This is a genomic window from Lysobacter defluvii IMMIB APB-9 = DSM 18482, from assembly GCF_000423325.1.
GTDB lineage: Bacteria > Pseudomonadota > Gammaproteobacteria > Xanthomonadales > Xanthomonadaceae > Novilysobacter > Novilysobacter defluvii.
The window spans coordinates 335139-357075 of sequence record NZ_AUHT01000004.1 but is presented as its reverse complement, the minus strand read 5'-3'; the positions used below and the strand labels follow the sequence as shown (position 1 = coordinate 357075).

The window sequence follows — 21937 nt, the reverse complement described above, 5'->3', positions numbered from 1 at the left end:
GCTGCTGTAAGACCGATGTCCCGATCCCCAGGGCTGGCCTCTGTGGTCCGCACAGACGGGACCGTTCTGGCCCGAGCGCTTTACCGCCACTCGGGCGGCGTGAGATCTTGCGCGGCCAAGTACAGCGGAAGCTTCCGATTGTGGAAGAGTCGCGCCAGCCGGCTCCGATCCTGCCCCATGAACAGCCAGACGTGTCGCTCGTCGAACTGGAACTCCGATCTGAATGGATAGATCGGCGCATCCCTGTCGTGCCCCTCAAGCAAATCGAAGCCCAGGAGCACCAATAGGGTGCGCTGCGTCACCGGCTCCGCCCGTCGTCGGTTCGACGCGGTGATGCGGGCGGTGACTTCATCTAACGCCTCTGCGGGCGCAGGTCGAAGGTCTACGACCTCGACCTCGACTCCCCGCTGGCTCACCGCCCTATCGAGCGACGTCAGGAAGGCGCCCCAGCATTCCGACGGACATCCCAGGAACCCGGGCTCAACAAAACTCGGGAAGAGTCGATGGACGAACTTGCCAATGACTTGCTCAATTAGCTTCTCAGCGTTCGGGTCAGCCACACGCCACTCCTCCTGGCAACGCACGAGTAGGCACGTTCGCACTCCTCTCCCGCGGTAAACCGTTGGCGCGAGGGCGGACGCAAAGTGGCAGGGGACATCCTGCGACCCGAGCCATGAGCATTAGCCGTCCCACCCGGTGGCGATCGCATCCAAGTAGCGCAAGGCCTTCTCCGCGTCGCCGGCCAAGACAGCTTCTTCCAAGGTTCGGTTGTCGAGCTCAGGGACGCGCGTGTCTTTCATCCTACGGGCGATCTGATGGTCATCAGGATTCAGCTCGCGCAGCGCGTCCAGTACCCGGCGGTACGCGGCGCTAGGCGGAGACGCCGTCGAGGAGGTACTGAGCGCGTCCGCCATGTCATCGTTCTTCAGGCGCACGGACCCTTCAACGCGCCACTTGGGCGCTGCAGCCGTGCGGGACACTGTTGCGCGCCCCCGTGCCGCCCGACGTGAGAATTGCACAACCCCAATGCGCTTCAGCCCCGCTGGATAGGTGCTCAGCGCACTGAAGTGGGTACTGACTCTGCACATTTCGGGTACAAAACGACCACTCAAGTGGGTACAGCGATGGCGTTCCTGCAGTCAGGTGGGTACAGCCAAGTCGCTTCTGCACTCATGACGGTACAGGGATGAGGGATCTGCCTTTGAGGCTGCCGGCGATAGACCCTTACTGACTGCATACAGGCCGTCCACCGTGCCCCTCCCGCGGTAGCTGCGCCCGTCATCGCCACTCTTGTGGCGTGAGGTCTTGCGCTGCCCTATACAGCGGCAGCTTCCGATTGTGGAACAGCCGGCCGAGTCGGCGGCGATCACGGCCCACGAAGAGCCAGAGGTGCTGCTTGTCGAACTGGAACTCCGAGCGGAACGGATACGTCGGCTCCTCGTGGTCGTGGCCTTCCAACAAATCGAACCCCACAAGCACCAACAGGCGCGGCGGCGATGTGGGGTCGAGCGGCTGCCGGTTGGACACGTAAATCCGCTCGGTAACCTCATCCAAGCGTTCCGCGGGTGCGGGGCGCAGGTCGATGACCTCCGTGACAACGCCACGCGCCATGGCAGCGCGGGTCATCGCGGCCGCGAATGCAGGGAAATGCTCGTCCGGGCAGGCCACGAACCCAGGTTCAACAAAGCTGGGGAACAAGCGATGGACGAACTTGTCGACGATCTGCTCTATGAAGGCGTCGGTCTCGGGGACTTCCATGGGCAGCTCCTCAAGGGCGATGACTCGCTGCTGCATGTCTGCCACAGTGAATCCGACGCCGCAAACGTGAAACACTGGCCAGAGCCGCCGCAGGCTCGGACAATTCTGATCCGCGGCCACGGACGAAGAGAAAACTGGTCCGCCCTCGTCCACGTCCGGCCAGGACGTTATATGGGCCGCATGCGCGGATCGTCTTAGCCACACTGTCGCGGACCCAGGGCAAGCCCGTGATCCGCGGGCAAGTTGCTACCAAGCCCGTCAGATCAGCGGAAATGTTCAAGCAGCGTCCGCTGCGCTGGCTGACGTGAACTGGGTCGCTTGGCTCCCGGATCAGCGATACCGAATGATGAGGGATCTTTAGGCGGCGAGCTCTGGACGGATTCGTAGATATCTCGACGCAACGGCTCCTGAGCCAGCATGCGTGTCCGCCTGGCGAGGCCCCTGGAGTCAGCCGAGGCCTTCACCGCCACCAGCAACGATCGCTCGATCGGCAATTACAGCTGCTTTGGCAGGTTCTTGTAAATTACAGGAAGCTCACAATCTCCGTCGCTTGTACGTCGCATGTCATTGAATACATGGCGATGCGTCCACTCGCCGCTCTACGACACGGTCAAACGAGCGTCATAGAGGCGCTCGTCTCCGAGGGGACGACACCTTCGACCTCCTCCGTAACGGAGCCCTCAGGCGCGGCCTGGCCCAGGCTGCAGTCCGCGTTCGCTTCGCCTCTGCGTCTGACGGCTTCTCGGTCAAGGCTGCGCGCAGTGCGTTCTGCAGTTCGGCACTCTGCCGTTCGATCGCCTCGCACCGAACCTGCTCCACCGCAAGCGCTTTCGCCGCACCGGCGAGCTCACGCTGCAGCCTAGAGACCTCCGACTCGAGGGCGGCCTCGCGCCGTCGATGCTGCTCGCGCCCCGTTCTCAGCTCCGCTCGCACGGACTTCAGCTCCTGACGGGCGCGGTCGACTTCGGCATACGCACGGTTTTCCACCGTGCGCAGGTGGGCGGCGTGCGCTTCGCGCTCTTGGCGCATGGCGTCTTCGGCCTGCGTCACCCGGCTACGCAGGCTGGCGGCATCTGCCTCCGCGTCCGATGCGCGACGGCCAGCGGCGTCCCGCTGCTCCTTGCAGTCCACAAGTTGTGCCTGCAGCTGGTCAACCAGCTGTTGAACGCCCTGGAGCTGGGCCTCCGCGCGGCGCTGCAGCGTCTGGGCTTCCGCCGTGGCGCGGGCCGCCGTGGCCACCTGCTGGCGAAGTTCCGCACCGTGCTGGTCCAGCGCCGTGCGCTCCGCCGCCAGCTCCTGCCGGACATCCTCCAACGCCTGTTCCGCCTCGGCTCGCCCGGCACGCAAGGCCTGCTCCCACAACTTCGACGCCAGCGCGGCGACGGCTGCGGGCGCCTCCGGGAGTGCGAGCTTGTGCTCTCGTGCCTGCAGCCGCTCGCTCAAGCCTTTCCACCATACATCCAGCAACCGCGTGACGGTGTTCGGAGAGCCGGTCCCCAAGGCCTGTCGAACCCGCTCGATGGTCGGTCGCTCGCCACCCTGGAGCAGCGCATCGGCAGCCGCGTCGACCTGCGCCTGTGTGATCCCGCGTGCCATGTTGCGCCTCCTCTTCGGCCGCCCTACCCTGCAGTTCCCGTACCCGCGATAAGTGATGATTATCGTGGGTACCTGCCTCGTGCTGTAAGAAATGGTACATCATATGAAGCGCTCTTTATCCACTTCGACATTGGCGCAAGCCGGCTCCGCGCTCGCGCTACCGGCGCAGTTGGCGCAGCAAGCCGCCGACGCGGTACGCGAGCTGCTGGCCGAGGCCGCGGCCGAGAACACCACCCGCAGCTATGCGACGGCCCTGCGCTACTGGGCCGGTTGGTTCGCCGCGCGCTATGGCCGTGAGCTGACGCTGCCTGTGCCGGAAGCGGCCGTGCTGCAGTTCGTGGTGGACCACCTGGAACGCCGTTCGGCGGACGGGACGTTGACCTGGGAGCTGCCGCCGGACGTCGACCGGGCACTGGTGGCCGCGGGGCTCAAGGCCAAGCCCGGGCCTTGGGCTTTGTCGACGGTCAAGCACCGGGTGGCGGTCCTCTCGACCGCCCATCGGCTGCGCCAGGCGGTGAACCCCTGCGAGCAGCCGGCGGTCCGCACCGTGTTGAGCCGGGCTGCCCGTGCCGCGGTCAAACGCGGTGTCCGGCCCCGCAAGAAGACCGCCATTACGCTTACCGAACTGGAAGCCATGCTGGCGACGTGCGACGACAGCCTGGAAGGGCTGCGTGACCGCGCCCTGCTCTGCTTCGCGTTCGCCAGTGGCGGGCGCCGCCGCAGCGAAGTCGCCGCGGCCGACCTGCGCGACCTGCGCCGGATCGGCGCCGAGGGCTACATCTACCGTTTGGAACACAGCAAGACGCAGCAGGCGGGCGTGACCGCCGCCTCGACGCCGGACAAGCCGGTGCTGGATCGCGCGGCGCTGGCACTGGAAGACTGGCTGGAGGCTGCCGGCATCACCGAAGGCGCGATTTTCCGGCGGCTGTGGAAGACACGCGTCGGCCCTGCCCTCTCCCCAGCTGCCGTCGGCGAGATCGTGCAACGGCGGGCGCGCTTGGCCGGGCTGGACGGGGATTTTGGCGGACACAGCCTGCGCTCGGGGTTCGTGACTGAGGCGAGTCGCCAAGGGGTGTCGTTGCCAGCGATCATGCAGCTCACCGAGCACCGGTCGGTGTCCAGCGTGATTGGGTATTTCCAGACGGGCGGCGCCACAGTGAATCCTGCCGCTCGGTTGCTGGAAGACTGAGTGCGGTGATCAGCCGTGAGATCGGGTGCATCTGCGCTCCCATAGACGTTCCCCGCTAATCCCCCTTCTTTCAGCGTTAGCCAGAAGTCGAGCCAAGCGTTCTCGCCGGTTTTATTGCCGGTGCCTTGCACCCCATATCGACCTCACGCGCCGACTTCCGAGCGAACGCGGGCAGTACCCACGACGCCTTGACCTGAACCGGTGGCTTGTCGTGCAGCACGGGATGATTACTGAGCGGCGAGGTCCTTCTTCCAGGCCTTTTCGAACTCGCAAGGAACATCCAGCGTGGCGTCCTCGTTGAACGTCACGGACGGCGGCAGCTCGCGCCAGAATGACTCGATGGCCGTGGAGAACTCTTCGACGCGGTCATCTGTTACTTCCATGTCCGTATCGTCGTAAACGTTTGATCGGTGCGCGCTTTCACGCAGGAACTCAGGAAAGCGCTCGCGAAGGTCGTCTAGGGACTTCCCCTCACCGTGCTTGAACACGTTGACGGCCAGTCGCATGGCTTCAATGTGTGGATAACAGGCCAAACTGGACAGGTCCAGTCCAACTGCGGCAAGCAGCTTTTCTAGCTTGGCGCTGTCTAGCTTCCAGAGCGCACGCCGGGTGTGGTCGCCGATCACCAGCCTAGGCCAGCGAAATTCGCGGATTAGGAAGCGACGGAAGGTCTTGTCCCAATGGTGATACATGCCCGCCACCACGCTCAGACGCGTCCGGTCATGCATGTCGCTCAGCAGCTGGTAGAATTCCACGCCGTAGTCGCGAGCGGCCTCCGCAAGGTCGCCTGGATCATGCCAGTCCGGATCGAACGACTGCCCGCTTCGCTCCCAGTGCTCAGCTTCAGCTTGGTCTGCCTCCGTCTCAATGTTGGCGAATTGGGACAGGAGCCTATTCTTGGCCTGCTCCACGTAGAACCGATGCTCCGAGATCCGCAGCTCGCGCTCGGAGTCCATAAGCTGATATGCACTGCACTTTCGGCCACTCACGCCAACTGAGCCACAGCAGGAGCAGCGCCCATCCATTCGACCAGGGAACGAATACCTTCGGCATCCGCGCAAAGATCTTCCAGTGACTCGCTCTCCAGGCGGATCTGGAAGGACAGCCAGGCATGCTCTGACTTTTCCGATAGGCCGAGGTGGGGCTCGATAGCCCCTGCGCTCCAAAGCCAAAGGTTCTGATCCCGCAATTTTCGCACCAGTTCCGCGATGTGTGGCTTTGCCTCGTCATCGGCCGCAAGCAGCTCGAACGCCTTCGAAGCCGGACCCTGGATACCCCTGCAAGGCAGCGCACCTGCCAGCGACACGAGTCCCGCGCCAGCCAGCCTGGCGAGAATGGCCTTGCACGCGATGATGTCGGGATCATCCGCTTGCAGGAAGCCATGCTTAGTGGCTTGGCGGAAAGCAAAATCCAGATCCACGATGGCACACGCAGGCAAGCCAAGGGCAGACAAGACGTCCATGGATCTGCGGGTATCCGAGACCCCACTCATCGCAACGAGCGCCAACGATGATTGCCCGATGGTCTTGCCCGCGACCGCCTGGAAGATGGACGGCAACAGGCGAAGTTCCGACTTGCCTTCCGTGAGCACAACCTTGTCGGCAAACAATAGCTGGGAGGAGTTTGTGAGGCTGAAGAGTTGGTGCAGCTGATGGGTTGGATTGTCCACCAACTGCTCCACTACCGATTGCATGCGAGGACGCGCCCTGGTGCCCTCCGTGTGGTGTTTCGTCATAAGAAGAGCGTTCTTGGCGTCCTTGGCGAGAATCATCTGCGCAGAGTGGGTTGAGAACACGACTTGATACCCTGCCTCCGACAGTGAACGAAGCGCTTCACGCACCTGCTCCACAGCGAAGGGGTGCATGAACAATTCCGGCTCATCAACCAAGAGCAAGCTGGCGCCGCCTGCCGCCGTGTCTCCCCGCTTCAGGTCGGCCAGGTGCCGCACCATGGCCATCTGGATGGCGCGCTGCGCGCCATGCCCGTATGACCCGAAGGGACGCCCTCGCCCTTCCCCTTCGTAAACCTTGACCGTGCCGGCCTTAATCAGGTCGTTGAACACAGGCACTGGGAAGTCCAGTTTGATGCGAATGCCGGGAAACAGGTCCAAAATCTTGCTGTTGATTGATTCATCTATGCGACCCAACTCTTCGAAACGCTCGCCACCTTCTGCGGAAATCATCCCGAGGATGGCCGCCAAGTGAGGGGCCAAAGCCTGTTCATGCTGCTCCTGAATGGCCGCAAGCATTGAGGCCAACAGCTTACCGATCGTGGTAGTCGTCTTGGCCTTGCTGGCGTCCTCTTCCGCGTTCTCCATGGCCCCAATTCGGATCGGGTCTGGGAAAAGCGCTGAAATGGCGTTGTCGATCCCGGTGGGGTTAGGCTCCCAGTCGCCGGTGTCGGGGTTCATCACGGTCAATTCAGTATCGCCGCCCGGTAGCTGCTGTTCGCGGCGAACCACGAGCACCCCGTCACGTACATGCCCTTCGATCTTCTTGCGGTGCTTCTGCTCCAAGACATCCAGATCCGCTTCCGTGATACCGCGCAAGGTCCCCATTACCTCCACGGGCTGATCTGCGTTGTGAAAGTCTTCCACGCCCAGCTTCGCCTTGCGAACCAGCCACTGGAGAGCGGTGAGGCAATTGCTCTTCCCGCAGTTGTTCAAACCAACCATTGGGGTAAAAAGTGTCAGCTGCAGGCTCGCGGCCACGCACGACCGGAAGTTCCTAATGTCCAAGTCAGAGATGTAGACAGCCACTACTTTGCCTCCTTTCGGGGCCCATAGACTATTTGGCAATCGCCGCCATCAACTGCTCGTGACCCCCAGTATCGTTCAGCCAAGGGATGCACGGCCAGCTACGCAAGACCTGAGACGACTCAACCCTTTGTTTTCCAGCAGTTGGCCGATCACCGACAGGTCACGCCTGCTTGTGGTCGGGTACTTCCCTTCCCCAGCCCCGATAAATCTTCCTACTCCACTTCCGATCTATAGGCTACTGCGGCCTATTACTCTTCGGGCCAGGGCTGAACTTAGAATTCAGCCCCTGGCGTACACCAGCCACGTCAGGACTAATTTCTACCATCTTGTCGGTGGCCGCTTCCAGTATCCCTGTACATATCAGCATCGCGGTTGTCAGGTAGCTTCGATCTGTATCGTTATCCAGCCCCGAACCACGGCCATTGGCTTCCATTCGGTAGAACGACATAGGGTGGATGTGGGAGTGCTGCGACCACAGGTCCCAGAGTATGTCGAATTGCGCCTTCTCCATCCCCACCATCTCCACCAACTGGGCCCGGTCCAAGAACCAAGCCTTCTTGCCAGACAGACATTGTGCCTGCACGGGCTGCGCCAATTGTTGAAAGAACGGAATTGCTTTCAAGCGTGCAACTAGCTCATCTCGCTGCCCCTCAAATCCCTGTCGCTGCTCCTGATTGTCCGTGAACATCTTCAAGCGAGTACAGCAGTCGTTAAGCTGAAGCAGTGTGATTCTAGCTCTGCCCTCCTCTAGATCCTCGTCTGTCGGAGATACGAGGTAGTGGAAGTACAGATTGCCTTCCAATAGCGCCCGTGCATGGCATGCCAGTACATGGAACCCCCATTCCTCATAGTCGTTTTCAGCCCATCGGGACAGGGGTACGGCACGAATGGCAGCCGTAGCGTGGCCACACATGCGGGCGAAGACGTACGTTGCGTATCCCACACAAGGACTCGCCATCCGCCCAGCTTGGGCTTGTCCGACGGCTATGGCTTCGCATACGGCCTCGTCCAGACAACCCAGAGCTGCCTGGTAGTCCTCCCGCGTGGGCTGTCCCCGTTCAGCCAATCTCTTAGCAAGCGCTTCAGCGGTACACATTCAGGGCCTCTCGCCGGAAGGCTTGGTCAGATTAGTAGGCTTCATATTATTCGTGGACTTCATCGTCTATCCCCGGGTCCCAAGAAATCGCGCTGGCGTGTTGGGCGAAAGTGTGGGGCCCGCCGGGCTTCAACCACGGGCGGAGGTCATTAAACGAGAGATCGGCGCCAAAGGCGCCGGCCGCATGTCCGAACAACTCACCTTGCGGGTACAGAAAAGTGACCCCTATAGGGGTAATGATGAAGTTCCTGAAGATCGTCCCATCGCTGGGTAACGCTTCACGTACTCTAATTAGATCGTCGGAACTAAGCTCCCCATCGAATCGACCCGCATACTCCTTCGCCACTCGCTCTCGAACCAACGCAGTTATCGAGGTGTAAGCCGAATGGGGTTCGGAGAGAAAGTCATCGAAACTGATCTTGATTAGCTGATCATCAATGATCATGAAGTTATGTGTTTCGACCCACATGAATCCATGAGCCGCGCCCGCAAACATGCCATCCTCATGAACGCTAAAGCTCAAGATGAATTGGTTCGCCAAGTTGGGTGAGATGAAAACATGGAATGAATTCGCCGGCTTCCAGTCCGGGTCGCCGGCCCAGCTTGAGAAGTGTTCCTCCTCCTGATTGATCCTGGCCTTTCTGGCATTGAGCAAGGAATTCAGCCGCAGGGACGCGAAGAATTCGTTGAGCTCGACGGCGGTGTTGGGCACTCGCGATGACTCGACATGCGGATATCTCATCGACACTTCGTAGCCAGGAAGGCCTTCCCACCGATGCTTCTCTTCGCGAAGGAACATCCGAAAGGGGTCCATCTCCACGCCGGTGTGGATGGCGATACTCCGTTGCTGTGCGGCCAGTTCCAGCGACTCAACCAACTCTTGCCACCCCTCAGGCAAACGGATGTACTGGTGCGATCTTAAAATTTTTACCGGTACTTCGCAGTCCTCGAGCAGGATTGGGATCAGCCCGATGTCTCCGGGCAAGTTGTATCGCTGCTTGTCCAATGCGTCACTGATTTCTCTTTGGACATAGCCGCGCTTGCTGACGCTACGCGGGGTCATGAAGATCAGATAGACGTCGGCAGCATTGAAGGCGTGCTGGATCACTTCATCCCAGTCCTGTCCGGGAAGAATCCTCTTGTCGATCCATGGCTCAAAACCGAGCGCCTTAAGCTTGTTGAAGTACGGCGTGACTAGCGCCTTGTCTTCCGCACAATGGTTCAGAAAAACCTTAAGCACCAAGATCCGCCCCTTATCTATCTACGGACACCAGAAGCAACCCCGTTCCAAGCAACTAGCTGCCCTGCCCCACCCCCGATAAACATCCCAAATCGGCGTGGAGTACCTACGGGCTGAGCGTTCAACGATGTGCCCGCAGTCCCTCCCCCTGTGCGCGAAGCGCTTCGTAAAGCTGCGCCGGGCCCAGAAGAATGTCCTTCAGCCCCTCCCGGACACGCTCGGACCCCAACGCTTGGCTGCTCATTATCGAGTTCGCTTCCAGCGAATCCATGATCGCGTGGATCAACGCCTCCTTCAGATCCGGCGAGTTGGCGAACTGCTGTTTGCTGTTGTTCGCTGCCTGCTGGATGAGCGTTTGGTTCTCCAGCAGCTTGCCCTTGATCACGCCATTCACGTAGACGAGTTGGTCGCCGTCCGTGAGCTGGCCTTCGAACAGTCCGTTGACCTTCTCGATGATCTCATCCAAGTACGCCTGCTGCTTGTCCTGCACCTGCCCGCTGCCGACTGCTTCCATCGGCGGCAGCTTGTAGGTGCCGTCGGCATTGAGGCTGAGCGCCTGCTTGCCGCCGCTGCGCAGCGTGTGATGCGTCAGCACCACCTTGGAGAGGTCGACGGTGTCGCGCTCGCGGCCGAACTCCAGCAGTGGCAACAGGCGCTTGTAGAATAGGAAGCGCTTCTCGATGTCGGTGTTGCCGTAGTCGAACATCTGCGACAGGAAGGCATACAGCCGGTTGAACGACGCCATGTCGCCCTTGAACAGGGTCAGTGCGTCCAGTTCGTCCTTGGCCGACTTCTCCGCTTCGCTATCATCCGCCTCGACCGCCGCCGTACGCGCCTGCTGTAATGCCTTGTAGCGCTTCAACAGCCGGTCGGCGATCGGGTGGATGGCAGCCACCAGCTGTGCCTGCGTGGCGCGCGGATCCATCTCGACCTTCGCCAGCCGCTCCACCTCGAAGTCGTCGTAGTGTCCGGCGGCATCCAGCTTGGCGCGCAGGTCGAAGATCAGGTCGGGGTCGGTCGTCGCCTCCAGCTCGGCGGTCTCGTAGTACGTCTTGAACGCCTTGAGCACCTCGCCGGCCTCGTTGACGAAGTCCAGCACGTACGTGGTGTCCTTGCCGGGGTATGCGCGATTGAGGCGGGACAGCGTCTGGACCGCCTGGATGCCGCCGAGCTTCTTGTCCACGTACATGCCGCACAGTAACGGCTGGTCGAAGCCTGTCTGGAACTTGTTGGCGACCAGCAGCAGATGGAACTCCGGCTGCGCGAACGCTTCGCGGATGTCCCGATTCTTCAAGCCGGGGTTGAGCAGCTTGCTGGTCTCGGTGACCGGGTCCGGGTAGCTCTCCGGATCGTTGACTTCGCCCGAGAACGCCACCAGCACGTCCAGCGGGTAATCGCGGCTTTCGATGTAGGCGCGGATGGCCTTCTGCCAGCGCACTGCTTCCTGGCGGGACGACACCACCACCATCGCCTTGGCCTTGCCATCCAGCAGCGGCTGCACGTTTTCGCGGTAGTGCTCCACCACGATCTGCACCTTGGCGGCGATGTTGTACGGGTGCAGGCGGACCCACTGCATGATCCCCTTCATTGCCGTGCTGCGCTCGACCTGGGTGTGGTCGATCTCCTTGCCGTCGTGGGCCAGGCGGAACGCCAGGTCGTAGGGTGTGTAGTTGCGCAGCACATCGAGGATGAAACCCTCCTCGATCGCCTGCCGCATCGAGTACACGTGGAACGGCTGCGGCAGCCCGTCCGGCCCCGGCTGCCCGAACAGCTCCAGCGTCTTGCCCTTTGGCGTGGCAGTGAAGGCGATATACGTCAGGCCGGACTCGGCGCTGCGTGCTCCCATCTGCGCGGCCAACAGCGCCTCGGTGTCGATCTCGCCGCCGTCTTGCAGCTCGGCCCATTCCTGAGGGCTCAGCAACTGCTTGAGCTTGGCCGCGGCCTGACCGGTCTGCGAGCTGTGCGCCTCGTCGGCAATCACCGCAAAGCGCTTGCCCTCGGTCGCGGCCAGCTCCTGCACTGCCTGCAACGCGAACGGGAAGGTCTGGATGGTGCAGACGATGATCTTCTTGCCGTCCTTCAGCGCCTGCCCGAGCTGCGCACTCTTGCTGCCGCTCTCGCTGGTGATGGTGGCCACCACGCCGGTGGTGCGCTCGAAGTCGAAGATCGCCTCCTGCAACTGGCTGTCCAGCACGTTGCGGTCGGACACCACCAGCACGCTGTCGAACACCTTCTTGTCGTCGCGGTGCAGGTCGGCGAGGAAGTGCGCAGTCCAGGCGATCGAGTTGGTTTTGCCCGACCCTGCCGAGTGCTGGATCAGGTAACGCTGGCCGGCACCGTGCTCGTGCACGTCGGCGACCAGCTTCCGCGTGGCGTCCAGCTGGTGGTAGCGCGGGAAGATCACGGCCTGCAGTTGCTTCTTGTCATCGCGCTTGCCGATCAGGTAGCGGCCCAGGATATCCAGCCAGCTGTCGCGCGCCCACACGTCCTCCCACAGGTAACGGGTGGCGAACCCGTCGGGATCGGGGGCGTTGCCGGCACCTCCCGCATTGCCGCGGTTGAACGGCAGGAAGCGGGTCTGCTCCCCTGCCAGCCGCGTGGTCATCATCACCTCGGCCTGGCTGACAGCGAAGTGCACCAGCGCGCCGCCGGGGAACGCCAGCAGCGGCTCGCGCAGACCGCCCTTGGGATGCGGGTGCCGGTCCAGGCGGTACTGATCCACGGCATCGCCTACGCTCTGGGTGAAGTCCGACTTCAGCTCCGCCGTCGCTACCGCGATGCCGTTGACGAACAGCACCAGGTCCAGGCAGTCGTTGGGCCGGTTGGGCGAGTGCTTGACCTGCCGCACCACCCGCAGCCGGTTGGCCGCGTAGTGCTGCTGGGTCACCGGGTTCATTGCCAGCGCCGGCTTGAACTGCACCAGCGACAGCGGCTGCTTGAGCCCCAGCATCTCCACGCCGCGGCGCAGCACGTCCAGGGTGCCGCGCTCGCCCAGGTTCTTGCGGATGCGCCCGGCAAGGCGCTCGCCCAGCTGCGGGCCGTGGGTCTTCAGCAGCCGCTGCCAGCTGTCGGGCTGAGTGGCTTCGATCCACGCCAGCAGGTCCGGCAGGAACAACCCGTGCTGGCGGTCGTATTGGCTGGCGTCACCTTCGGCGTAGAGCCAGCCGTTGGCCGCCAGGTGCGCGCAGATCTCGCGCTCGAAGTGGTGTTCCTGGTGCAGGTTCATCCTTCCCCCGACTGCTGCTTTTCCGCGGCAGCAAAGTGAATGCTAGGCGTAATGCTCGCGCCGGTGGCAGTTTGGGCACAGCGCGATTGCATTGGCGACGGTGTCTTCGCCCCCGTCCGCCAGTCTCACCTTGTGGTGAACCTCTAGATAGGGGCTGTGATCCTTCCTGCGGACGAAGGGAGCAGGTGCTAGACAGCTCTCGCATCTTCCAGCGGCACGGAGCAGGACTTCTGCAATCACATCTGCATTTCGGACGAAAGCAGAGGTAGTGACGGTCACCACGCGGGGTAGTTTCGGTGCAAGCGCAAGGCGCTGCCTGCGCTGCTCGGGCGTATCAGCCAAAGCAGCCTGCAGTCGCTCATTGAGCTGCTGCTGGAGAGTGCCGGAATCCTTCGGATCAGCCCGCGGAGCAACCGCAATCTCCAGGAAGAAGGAGCCATCGGATCGTTGGACGGCAGTCCTGCTCCGACCCTCCCATCCGTGCACTGGCAGGTCGACGTAGGCGGTGTGCATTGGCTGCATTGAGAAGCGCTTTGCCGGTCGCGGGGGCTTTCCTCGCACCTTGTCAAACCGCTGATGCGCCTCAGACGTAAGGGAATACGTCGTGCCTTCGCGTTCGACGCCCAGAACCTTGAAAACCCCGTAGACATGATCCCGGACGATCACCACCACAAGCTCGACGGGGGTCTTGTGCGGATGGAGGTAGTCGTACGCGGATTCCGTCGGCTGTGTGTACGTGTAGTCCTCCACGGTGCCACCCGCCGCCAACAGCTTCTTGATGCTCTCAGCGGAGTGTCGGAGCAGCATGATGTTGTCCAGCGGGACGCCGAACTCTTCAGCCACTAGTTGCGCCAGCGGCATGAGGCGGGTCCGCTTCATGCCTCTGACACCCCCGCATTGCTCTCACCCAGCGCGCACCGGAACGAACCACCGGCGTAGAGCCCAGCGCCGGCCGAAGGGTACGTGCAGTTCTCGTGCTTGACGTGGTGATCCAGATGCCGATTCATGAGTCCCCCTCTTCAACCGTGACCCTTTCCAGCTCCTGCAGCGTCCGGCCATCGGGCCGTTTCCACTCCAGCCACCCGTTGGTGTTGCCGCCGGTCAGGCAGTCGCTGGCACCGCTGGGCGTCTTGAACAGGTGGTCGCGCTCGAACCGAACCCGGTCGCCATCCAGCACCAGCACGCCCTGCTTGAGCAGGCGCTCGCGAGCCCGCGACATGAAAGAGGGCGTCACGTCCGCGCGCCCGCTGGAACCCTTCAGCACCACGAAACCTTCCTCCGTGTACTGGCCCCGCCCTTCCGCGTTGCGTGCCCGGCAGTAGTACAGCTCGCCATCGTCACTCTGCCCGCCGGTGGCGACAGGCTTGCTGAGCGGATCGAACACCGGGTGGCCGAGCGTGGCCAGCAACATCCGCATGGTGGCGTGAATCTCGCTGCAGTCCGCCTGCATCGGCGCCGGCGTGTGCGGGCGCGCACCCGCATTGCCGTTGTCCATCACATAGCGCCCGGCGGACTGCGCCTGCTGGATGGACAGCCACTCAAGGTAGCTCGCGTGGGTGTTGGTCAGGCTGTGGGTCAGCGACACCGCGATGAGGGCGCGGTTCCAGAAGTCCTTGGCCGCGTTGTGCTGCGACAGGCGGGTCTTGAGGGAGCCGGTCTGGCCGATGTAGCAGCGCGGAGCACCGCCGTCCTCGTCCTCGCCGAACAGGAAGTACACGCCGACCTGCTCTGCCTCTGGCATCTTGAGGAAGTCGCCTAGCAGGCTGCGCGGCACCTCGATGACGCGCACGATGCGGGTGGTGATCTCGGCGATGCGGATGCCCTGCGGGTCGCCGGTTGGGAGGAAGATCTGGATGGTCTGCGGATGGGGCATGGGCGTTCCCTGCAGTCAGTCGAGCACGTCGTGGCCGCGCATGTGGATGGCGTGCCTGCCGGTGAACCAGCGGCCGGTGCCGCGGCTTCGGCGGTATTCGCCTAGATAACCGGTGCGGCGATCAAACACCTCGACGCGCCATGAGCGGTCGCCGAGGGGTGGCAGCCGGGTTTCGAGCGCCTGCAGGTCGGCCAACCAGTGATCCAGCCCCTCCGTGACCAGTACGACGCGGCGCTGCTCCGGGATCAGATGAACCAGCGGGTGTTCCGACGGCTCGGTCGTGGGCGGACCGTGATGGATGGACAGGTGCAGCGGGTCGCTTCCGCCGTAGAACGGATCGTGGTGGTGGACCTGCCCGCGACGGACGAAGCTCCGCCACCAGTCCTCGTCCGGCCAGCGCGAATGCCGCGCGAGCCACATGGGCGACGGGCCGCCGTCGATCACGACGGACTGTGGCAACTCGTAGCCGACACCCGGCGGCAACCACGACCACGCGGCGTAGTAGTCGATGTGGTCATCGGCGCCCCACACCCGCCGCACCAACGCCAGCACGGGTGACTCGTCCACCGGCTGGCCGGCGGCGTACCACCACGCCAGGCCACGGCCGACATCGACCCAGCCCAGCAGGCTGGACAGCGTGTAGTGCAGCGCGCCCCAGTGGGCGCAGGCCTGTTCGAATGGTCCGGTTACCGGCCGCGGGATCGCGCTTTCCAGCCGGAAGTCGGCCAGTGCGCGAAATACCGCGGGGACATCGCGGAGCCAGGGGTCGGTCAAGCAGCCTCCATCTCCACTGCGCCGCGCACGTCTATCTGGCCGGTGACGGCGGCCGCTATCAGTGCGCTGCGGCGTTCTTGAAGCAGACCTACTGCTTGCCTACCAGCAGCCCGCAATGCGTCAATCCTCGCGGACTCGTCTTGGATGAAATCAAGGATCTCGACCTGCTCTACATGCGGAGGAAGAAGAACTGGAAGCTCCATGACATTGGTGGAAGAGATAGACGCCAGATTTGTACTTTGCTTGGAGCGACCCATGAAAAAGAACTGCGCGTAGCTTGACCCGGTGATTTGGTTCAGCCACTGCGGACTGATGCCACGGGGTCTCACCGCAAAGACATGGTTCTGGTGAATGCAATTTTCGATCTCGCCATTCCACAAGGCACCGCGACCGAGCTTGTCGAAGTCACCACCCTCGTTCATCAGCACATCGCCTGGCCGAAGACGGTAGCGATCCAGCTGCTCGGGCTCTATTTCGATGGTCGCGATGTGATCCAAAGCAAGATGTCCATCCTGCACATTGGCGACTCGTAGATAAGGAACGGTGATGGTGTCCTTGCCACTGGTGTCCTTGCCTTTGGCAATTCCCGTCTGCACCATGGCGACGAACTTCAAGCGCGCGATTTCCCAGTGCACCGGCACGGGGCCCAGCCACGGGATGCCGGAGTCCTTCATCGGGGCGTTGGGGTCTAGGCCGCGGGTGACGGCGTGGGAGATGGTGGCCTGGCGCTTTTCGGCCAGCAGTGCCAGCAGCTTCTCCTGCTCGGCGATCAGCGCGTCGATCTTGCCGGTTTCGCGGTCGAGAAACCGAGAGATTTGCTCAAGCTCAGCGTCATCGGGGAGAGCAAGTCGGATGCTCTTAACCTGAAAGGACGATAGATGCTTGACCGTCGTCGAGTATGTAACGTCGTTGATCGACTTGAGCGGAGCAGGAAGCGCGTGGCGTAGAAAAGTTGCCAAGGCGGGCCGGGAGGGGCGCACGCAGCACATCCTCTGATTCAAAAGAGCCTGCTCGCTTCCTAGCCATCGTCCTACATTGAACTCACCATCCATCCCGATAAGAACATCACCAGTTTCCACGGCGGCAGCTGGAACGAAGTCACCGGCGTAGCGAGTAGCGGTCTCTTCCGCGTCGAGGTCGCGGATACGAATAAGCGGATGGCCTCCCTCCTCACAGAAGAGCTTCGAGTCAAAAGGGTAACCATTGATGACCTGCGCGATGTCTTGGAGGCGACAAACACTCCAATGGCAAGGAATCTCCCCTAGCCACTCAACCCCACTGTCCTTGTACTCCGGATACCTCGGCAGCCTCATTCCGCCAGCTCCCCCAGCATCCGCATGATGTTCCCCGCCACCTCCTTCAGCTCGGCGTCGATCTCCTGCAGCGGGCGCGGCGGCTCGAACACGTAGAAGTGGCGGTTGAACGGGATCTCGTAACCGACCTTGGTCTTGCCCTCATCGATCCACGCATCCGGTGCGTGCGGCAGCACCTCGCGCTCGAAGTACGCCTGGATGTCCTCGCCAAGCGGCACGTTCTCGGTATCGCGAAGGCTGCTGTCCGGCTGGGGCTGGCCCTTCTGCCTGCCCTTCTCGAACTTGACGACGTTGCCGGCCTCGTCGCGCAGCGGTCGCTCGACCGTGATGGTGGTGTACCCGAAGGCCTCGTTGTCGAAGATGCGGGAGATCGGCACGCGCTTGAGCTTTCCGCCCTCCGGGACCACCGGTGGGTTGTCGGTGCCGGTGACGATGCGCTGCTCAACCTCGCGGCCCTCGGCATCCAGCACGGTGACGCGCTCGGCCTCGGTGAAGTCGCCGAACAGGCGGGTGACGGTGGCGATGTCGTCCTCGCCCATCTCCTTGCGCTTGCTGCCCAGGCTCTTTCGCATCTTGCGCCAGAACCCGCTGGCGTCGATCAGCTGCACCTGCCCGCGGCGGTCTTCGGGCTTCTTGTTGCTGACGATCCACACATACGTGGCGATGCCGGTGTTGTAGAACATGTCGGTCGGCAGGCCGATGATGGCCTCGACCAGGTCGTTCTCCAGCAGGTAGCGGCGGATCTCGCTCTCGCCGCTCCCGGCACCACCGGTGAACAGCGGCGAGCCGTTGAGCACGATGCCGAAGCGGCTGCCACCCTCGCCGTTGACCACCGGCGACATCTTCGACACCAGATGCAGCAGGAACAGCATCGAACCGTCTGACACGCGCGGCAGGCCGGGGCCGAAGCGGCCCTCGAAGCCCTTCTGCTCGTGCTCGTCGCGCACGGCCTTCTGCACCTTCTTCCACTCCACGCCGAACGGCGGGTTCGACAGCATGTAGTCGAACTTGCGGTGGGTGAAGCCGTCCTCGCTGAGCGTGTTGCCCGGCACGATGTTGTCCACGTCCTGCCCGCGGATCAGCATGTCGGCCTTGCAGATGGCGTAGGACTCGTCGTTGAGCTCCTGCCCGTACAGGGTGAGGCGCGCGGCCGGGTTGTGCTCCATCAGGTGCTCGGCGGCGACCGACAGCATGCCGCCGGTGCCAGCCGTCGGGTCGTAGATGGTCCGCACCACCGGGTTGCCGGGCGTCAGCACGTCGTCATCCTCGATGAAGATCAGGTTGACCATCAGCCGGATGACTTCACGCGGGGTGAAGTGCTCGCCGGCGGTCTCGTTGGACAGCTCGGCGAACTTGCGGATCAGCTCCTCGAACACGTGCCCCATCTGTGCGTTGTCCACGCGGTCCGGGTGCAGGTCGATGTTGGCAAACTTCTCGGTGACCAGGTACAGCAGCTTGTCCTTGGCCAGCCGCTCGACCTGGGTGTAGAAGTCGAACCGCTCGAAGATGTCGCGCGCTTCCGGCGAGAAGCCCTGCACGTAGGCGTAGAGGTTCTGGCGGATGTGGTCCTGGTCGCCGAGCAGCTTGGGCAGATCCATCGGCGAGGTGTTGTAGAAGCGCGCCTCCCCGACGAGGCGGCGCAGGAACGGGTCGGGGTTGATCCCGGCGTCGGTCTTCTTCCTGTGCTCGGCGAGCACCTTGTCCTTGGTCGGCGCCAGCACGCAGTCGAGGCGGCGCAGCACGGTGAAGGGCAGGATGAAGCGCCCGTACTCGTGCGGCTTGTAGTTGCCGCGCAGCAGGTCGGCGACCGACCAAATGAAGGACGACAAGGCAGATTGATTCATGCGACGACGGGTCCCCAGCCCAGTGCGACCTCGAATTGTAGTCGAGGCGGTCGCTCAGCCTGAGACTCTGAGGCTTGCCCGACGGCGCCCTGCCACGTGCCCAGGCCAACCGCGCTGCCGTCGCCATGGACGTGGCGTCGAACCAGGCAACTCCAGCCTTAAACTCGGCGGTAAGGAGGGAGATCCGATGGCGGGAGAAGCCAAGCGCGTTGCCAGCGCGGCCGGACTGAGAGTGCCCTTCGGGGAGCGCGACGGTGTCCTGTACTCGCCCGCAGCGGTCGACGGCGGACTGGCCTGTGGCTGTCGCTGCCCCGGCTGCGGTCGAGCGTTGTTGGCAAAGAAAGGCTCAAGCCAGCGCTGGCATTTCGCCCACTTCCAAGGCGGTGGCGACGACCACTGCTACGAGACCGCTGTGCACCAAATGGCCAAGCAGGTCCTGCTCGCCGCTCGTCAGCTTGAGCTGCCCACCTGGGCGCGCATCGCCAACTTGTCCGATCTGGATCACCAGCTGCACCAGGAAGCACTGGAGCGCCCGGCTCGCCGTTGGCACTACACCCAAGCGAGGGAAGAGGAGTGGATGCTCGACATGCGCCCGGACGTGGTGCTCGAAGATGAGCATCCCACCACCGTTCCGCTGCTCGTGGAGGTCAAGGTTTCCCACGCTGTCGGCCGCGAGAAGGCCGGCTTGGTACGCCAGCGCGGCTGGGCAATGATCGAGATCGACCTGTCCAAGCTAGACGCAGACGCGGTGCTGGACGACACGTTTGAGCGAGTCGTCCTTTGCGAAGCTCCTCGGTTCTGGATCCACTCGCCGACGGCGGAGCGGATGTTTGCGCAGGTCCAGGCGAAAGTTGAGCGCCAAGTCGCTGAGCGCAACGCCGAGATTCTCGCCGAGCGCGCCCAGCGCGACGCGGAGCGGCGCAGCGCGGAAGCCAAGCGGGACGCTGATCGAGAGCGCAAGGAACGGTTCCGCCAGAAGCTGCGCGGGCCACACTTGTGTGACCTGGAGGCACTCACCGAGCTGTCTTCGCCGGTGGCCGCGCGTGAGCAGCTGGCCCGGCTGGCCGAACGCGATGCTCCGGCGATCGATCTGGCCCGTCGACGCTACCTGGACGGAGCCCCCCTGCCCCCGTTCCTCACGCACGTCCCAACCGGATGGCAGCTCATTGATGCCCACCCTCACCTCTGGCAGCTGATGCTATGGGGCCAGTTCGTACGTGGCCAGCCCGTGGGCACCCGATTGAAGCCCGCGAAGTGGGTGCCCCACCTTGGGCGGATGGTGGGCTTCAACGCGTCTTTGAAGCGGCTGTTCGACGCGCAGCAGCAAGATTGGCAGCAGGCTCGCGCGAGGGGGTTTCGGCGGCCGTATCCGTATTCGGCATGGTTCTTCGAGGACTGGGAGAACGAGCTGATTCCCTCCCCCTTCGACTTGATTGGCGAGCTCGCGGAAAATCTATGGGCGGCTTCGTTGATGGAGTTGCAGGATAGGGGCGTCTACGAGGTGGTCGGCACCGAGCCAAACCTGGCAGCCTTCGAAACCGAACGCCGCGTCCAAACCACACCGCCCCCGCTGCCCATGCCGCCCGAGCCTACCAGCCAGCGCCACGAGCGCTTGCTCGGCGAGGAGCGCGTCAGACTTGAGGCACGAGGCGAGCCCTACCACGTGTGCGTGATCTGCGAGATGCCGTTCCCTGCCGGCAACCGGTGTGGGTGCGGGACTAGCCTGCAGCCGCAAATCGTCCGGCCGCCGTCCTACCCCCGCTAACCTCCGCATCCCAATCTAGGGCCCGCGTACTGCTGCGAGCACCGGCAAATTTCCCGCGCAGACTGTTTTACCAGTCGCCGGGATAATTCGTGGTAATGCGAGCTAACTGACTGATTTGACTTGCTCGGGCAAGACCCTAGCCTCCAAACTTGCCTGCCTCACCTGACCGGCGCTGGCGAACCGGCCACCCGCCCTTCCTACCCCCGATAACCAGCCCTAACCGCCCGCCAATCCGTTCGTTGGAGCGTTCGCTGTGCCGTCGAATGCAAGCGCACCGGCGGCTTCACAAGCGAGACAATGACCAGTCGCTCACCGGCCGAACGATCGAATGCTCTTCGGACTCCACATCGAGGTCGCGCATACGCTTGTAGGCAGGTCGCCTGCGGAGTTCTTCGAGCATTCCACCGGCATCAGCCGCATGACGTATCAGCGCGGCCGCGCCTATGCAGTGTGGATGCAGCGCAGGGAGCGAGAACAGGCGCACGCGGATTCGTTGCTGTTGCGGATGATGGAGAGGCGCAGCACCACCGAAGCGGCCAGGCACGTCCTTCGTGAAGCGATGCCCAAGGGGATCTCCGCACTGATGGTCTACGCGATGGGGCTGCTCGATGGCGCTGCACCGGCCACACGTGATCTGGTGCGGATGCTCGATGCGTCCGATCGCAAGCTCAGCCAGCTTGCAGACGACGACGATGGAGAGAGCTTTGCTGCGGAAATCGGCCCAGAGTCGGAACTGGGTCCTAAACTACTGTGTGCCCCTGTACGTGTCCGGGTTGACACGGTTCGATCTGGAAATGGATGACCAGTCCAGGTTCTTCCTGATCAAGGTACTCACGCGTCGTGCCCACATGGCGTTGTCGTTCCTGGCTGCGGTCGACCACGAGATCTCCCGGTGGGACAGTCGCTCCGTATGTATCGATGCCTTCAACGGCCTGCCTCGCTTTGCAGCGTTGCTGCTCGACCCAGAGATGAGCCGCCAACGCACGCGCTTTCGGCCGGATGATCCGATTGCGAGGCTTGTCGATTTCGTCGGCGCGATGGGTCACCGTTCACGCACTGGCAGCTGGCCGGTGAAGCCCCTCTCGATTGAAGCCATGGGTGCACAGGCGGAGCTGTCGGGTGTAGTTGCCGGTAGCGGTGCGCGGTTCGTTCGAGGCCTCCGCGGCGGCAAGCACCCGATGACACGCGCTGCGTTCCATCTCTTGGTGAGATCGCAGTTGACCACGGGTCGCATCGACATGGTGGCGCTCCAGGCGATGGAGGATTCTCTGGAACCCTATGTCGTTGCCGCGCACCTTCTGGAACTGCTCATGGCGCCGCATAAGCGCGCTCGCGGGCACTTGGATCGCTTCGGCTGGCGCGCTGCCTATCTCAATTGGTGGGAGCGTGCTGCTGTCGACTACCCGCCCACGCAGCAACTCGACGGCGATCCGCCGCCGAGTTGGCTTTGCTGACATCTTTAAGGAAGGTCTGATCAAAGCGCCCTGAAGCTTGGATTTCAGCGT

The 21937-nt window shown here is 62.9% G+C and carries 18 protein-coding genes; 4 read left to right on the top strand and 14 right to left on the bottom strand.

Going from position 1 to position 21937, the window contains the following annotated elements; all coding sequences use genetic code 11:
• Positions 1-80 precede the first annotated feature (80 nt).
• The 4 genes from G545_RS0101760 to G545_RS13190 all read right to left on the bottom strand — a co-directional run bounded on the left by G545_RS0101760 (position 81) and on the right by G545_RS13190 (position 3354).
• Positions 81-560 (bottom strand): hypothetical protein, encoded by a 480-nt coding sequence (locus G545_RS0101760; RefSeq protein ID WP_027068890.1) that lies wholly within the window; start codon positions 558-560, stop codon positions 81-83.
• 120 nt (positions 561-680) lie between these two features.
• Positions 681-935, bottom strand: a complete 255-nt coding sequence (locus G545_RS0101755; RefSeq protein WP_154656486.1) for a hypothetical protein — start codon at positions 933-935, stop codon at positions 681-683.
• Positions 936-1278: 343 nt separating this feature from the next.
• Positions 1279-1794, bottom strand: coding sequence for a hypothetical protein (locus G545_RS0101750; RefSeq protein WP_027068888.1), 516 nt, complete (start codon positions 1792-1794; stop codon positions 1279-1281).
• Between the two features lie 585 nt (positions 1795-2379).
• Positions 2380-3354 carry a DNA-binding protein gene (locus G545_RS13190; RefSeq protein ID WP_052106478.1) on the bottom strand — a complete coding sequence of 325 codons (975 nt, stop codon included), beginning with the start codon at positions 3352-3354 and terminating at the stop codon, positions 2380-2382.
• Positions 3355-3457: 103 nt separating this feature from the next.
• On the opposite strand from G545_RS13190, the gene G545_RS0101740 reads away from it, so the two are divergent.
• Positions 3458-4543 (top strand): site-specific integrase, encoded by a 1086-nt coding sequence (locus G545_RS0101740; RefSeq protein ID WP_027068887.1) that lies wholly within the window; start codon positions 3458-3460, stop codon positions 4541-4543.
• 227 nt (positions 4544-4770) lie between these two features.
• On the opposite strand, the gene G545_RS0101735 is transcribed toward G545_RS0101740, so the two are convergent.
• From G545_RS0101735 to G545_RS0101690, 10 genes are all read right to left on the bottom strand, one after another.
• Positions 4771-5499 (bottom strand): hypothetical protein, encoded by a 729-nt coding sequence (locus G545_RS0101735; RefSeq protein WP_027068886.1) that lies wholly within the window; start codon positions 5497-5499, stop codon positions 4771-4773.
• A gap of 29 nt (positions 5500-5528) precedes the next feature.
• The gene (locus G545_RS0101730) at positions 5529-7253 is read right to left on the bottom strand and encodes an ATP-dependent nuclease (RefSeq protein ID WP_197050166.1); all 1725 of its coding nucleotides are present in this window, start codon (positions 7251-7253) and stop codon (positions 5529-5531) included.
• A 283-nt stretch (positions 7254-7536) separates the two neighbouring features.
• Positions 7537-7989 (bottom strand): hypothetical protein, encoded by a 453-nt coding sequence (locus tag G545_RS14885; protein ID WP_154656485.1) that lies wholly within the window; start codon positions 7987-7989, stop codon positions 7537-7539.
• Positions 7990-8443: 454 nt separating this feature from the next.
• Complete coding sequence (locus tag G545_RS0101720) at positions 8444-9637, bottom strand: TIR domain-containing protein (RefSeq protein WP_161625760.1); 1194 nt, start codon at positions 9635-9637, stop codon at positions 8444-8446.
• 121 nt (positions 9638-9758) lie between these two features.
• The gene (locus tag G545_RS0101715; protein ID WP_027068882.1) at positions 9759-12863 is read right to left on the bottom strand and encodes a type I restriction endonuclease subunit R; all 3105 of its coding nucleotides are present in this window, start codon (positions 12861-12863) and stop codon (positions 9759-9761) included.
• A gap of 42 nt (positions 12864-12905) precedes the next feature.
• Positions 12906-13742 carry an HNH endonuclease gene (locus tag G545_RS14880; RefSeq protein ID WP_052106481.1) on the bottom strand — a complete coding sequence of 279 codons (837 nt, stop codon included), beginning with the start codon at positions 13740-13742 and terminating at the stop codon, positions 12906-12908.
• 124 nt (positions 13743-13866) lie between these two features.
• A complete protein-coding gene (locus G545_RS0101705) occupies positions 13867-14736 on the bottom strand; it encodes a GIY-YIG nuclease family protein (protein ID WP_027068881.1) in 870 nt (289 codons plus the stop codon).
• A gap of 15 nt (positions 14737-14751) precedes the next feature.
• Entirely contained in the window at positions 14752-15510 is a 759-nt protein-coding gene (locus G545_RS0101700) for a hypothetical protein (RefSeq protein ID WP_027068880.1), read from the bottom strand.
• Positions 15507-16823 (bottom strand): restriction endonuclease subunit S, encoded by a 1317-nt coding sequence (locus G545_RS0101695; RefSeq protein ID WP_027068879.1) that lies wholly within the window; start codon positions 16821-16823, stop codon positions 15507-15509. The genes G545_RS0101700 and G545_RS0101695 overlap by 4 nt, the downstream gene beginning before the upstream one ends.
• On the bottom strand, positions 16820-18652 hold the full coding sequence (locus tag G545_RS0101690; protein WP_407059613.1) for a type I restriction-modification system subunit M: 1833 nt from the start codon (positions 18650-18652) through the stop codon (positions 16820-16822). Before G545_RS0101690 ends, G545_RS0101695 begins: the two co-directional genes overlap by 4 nt.
• 202 nt (positions 18653-18854) lie before the next feature.
• Between G545_RS0101690 and G545_RS0101685 the strand changes: the two genes are divergently transcribed.
• From G545_RS0101685 to G545_RS0101675, 3 genes are all read left to right on the top strand, one after another.
• The gene (locus G545_RS0101685; RefSeq protein WP_154656484.1) at positions 18855-20432 is read left to right on the top strand and encodes a competence protein CoiA family protein; all 1578 of its coding nucleotides are present in this window, start codon (positions 18855-18857) and stop codon (positions 20430-20432) included.
• A 328-nt stretch (positions 20433-20760) separates the two neighbouring features.
• Entirely contained in the window at positions 20761-21234 is a 474-nt protein-coding gene (locus G545_RS0101680) for a hypothetical protein (protein ID WP_027068876.1), read from the top strand.
• On the top strand, positions 21227-21886 hold the full coding sequence (locus G545_RS0101675; RefSeq protein ID WP_027068875.1) for a hypothetical protein: 660 nt from the start codon (positions 21227-21229) through the stop codon (positions 21884-21886). Before G545_RS0101680 ends, G545_RS0101675 begins: the two co-directional genes overlap by 8 nt.
• The last annotated feature ends 51 nt before the right edge of the window (positions 21887-21937 follow it).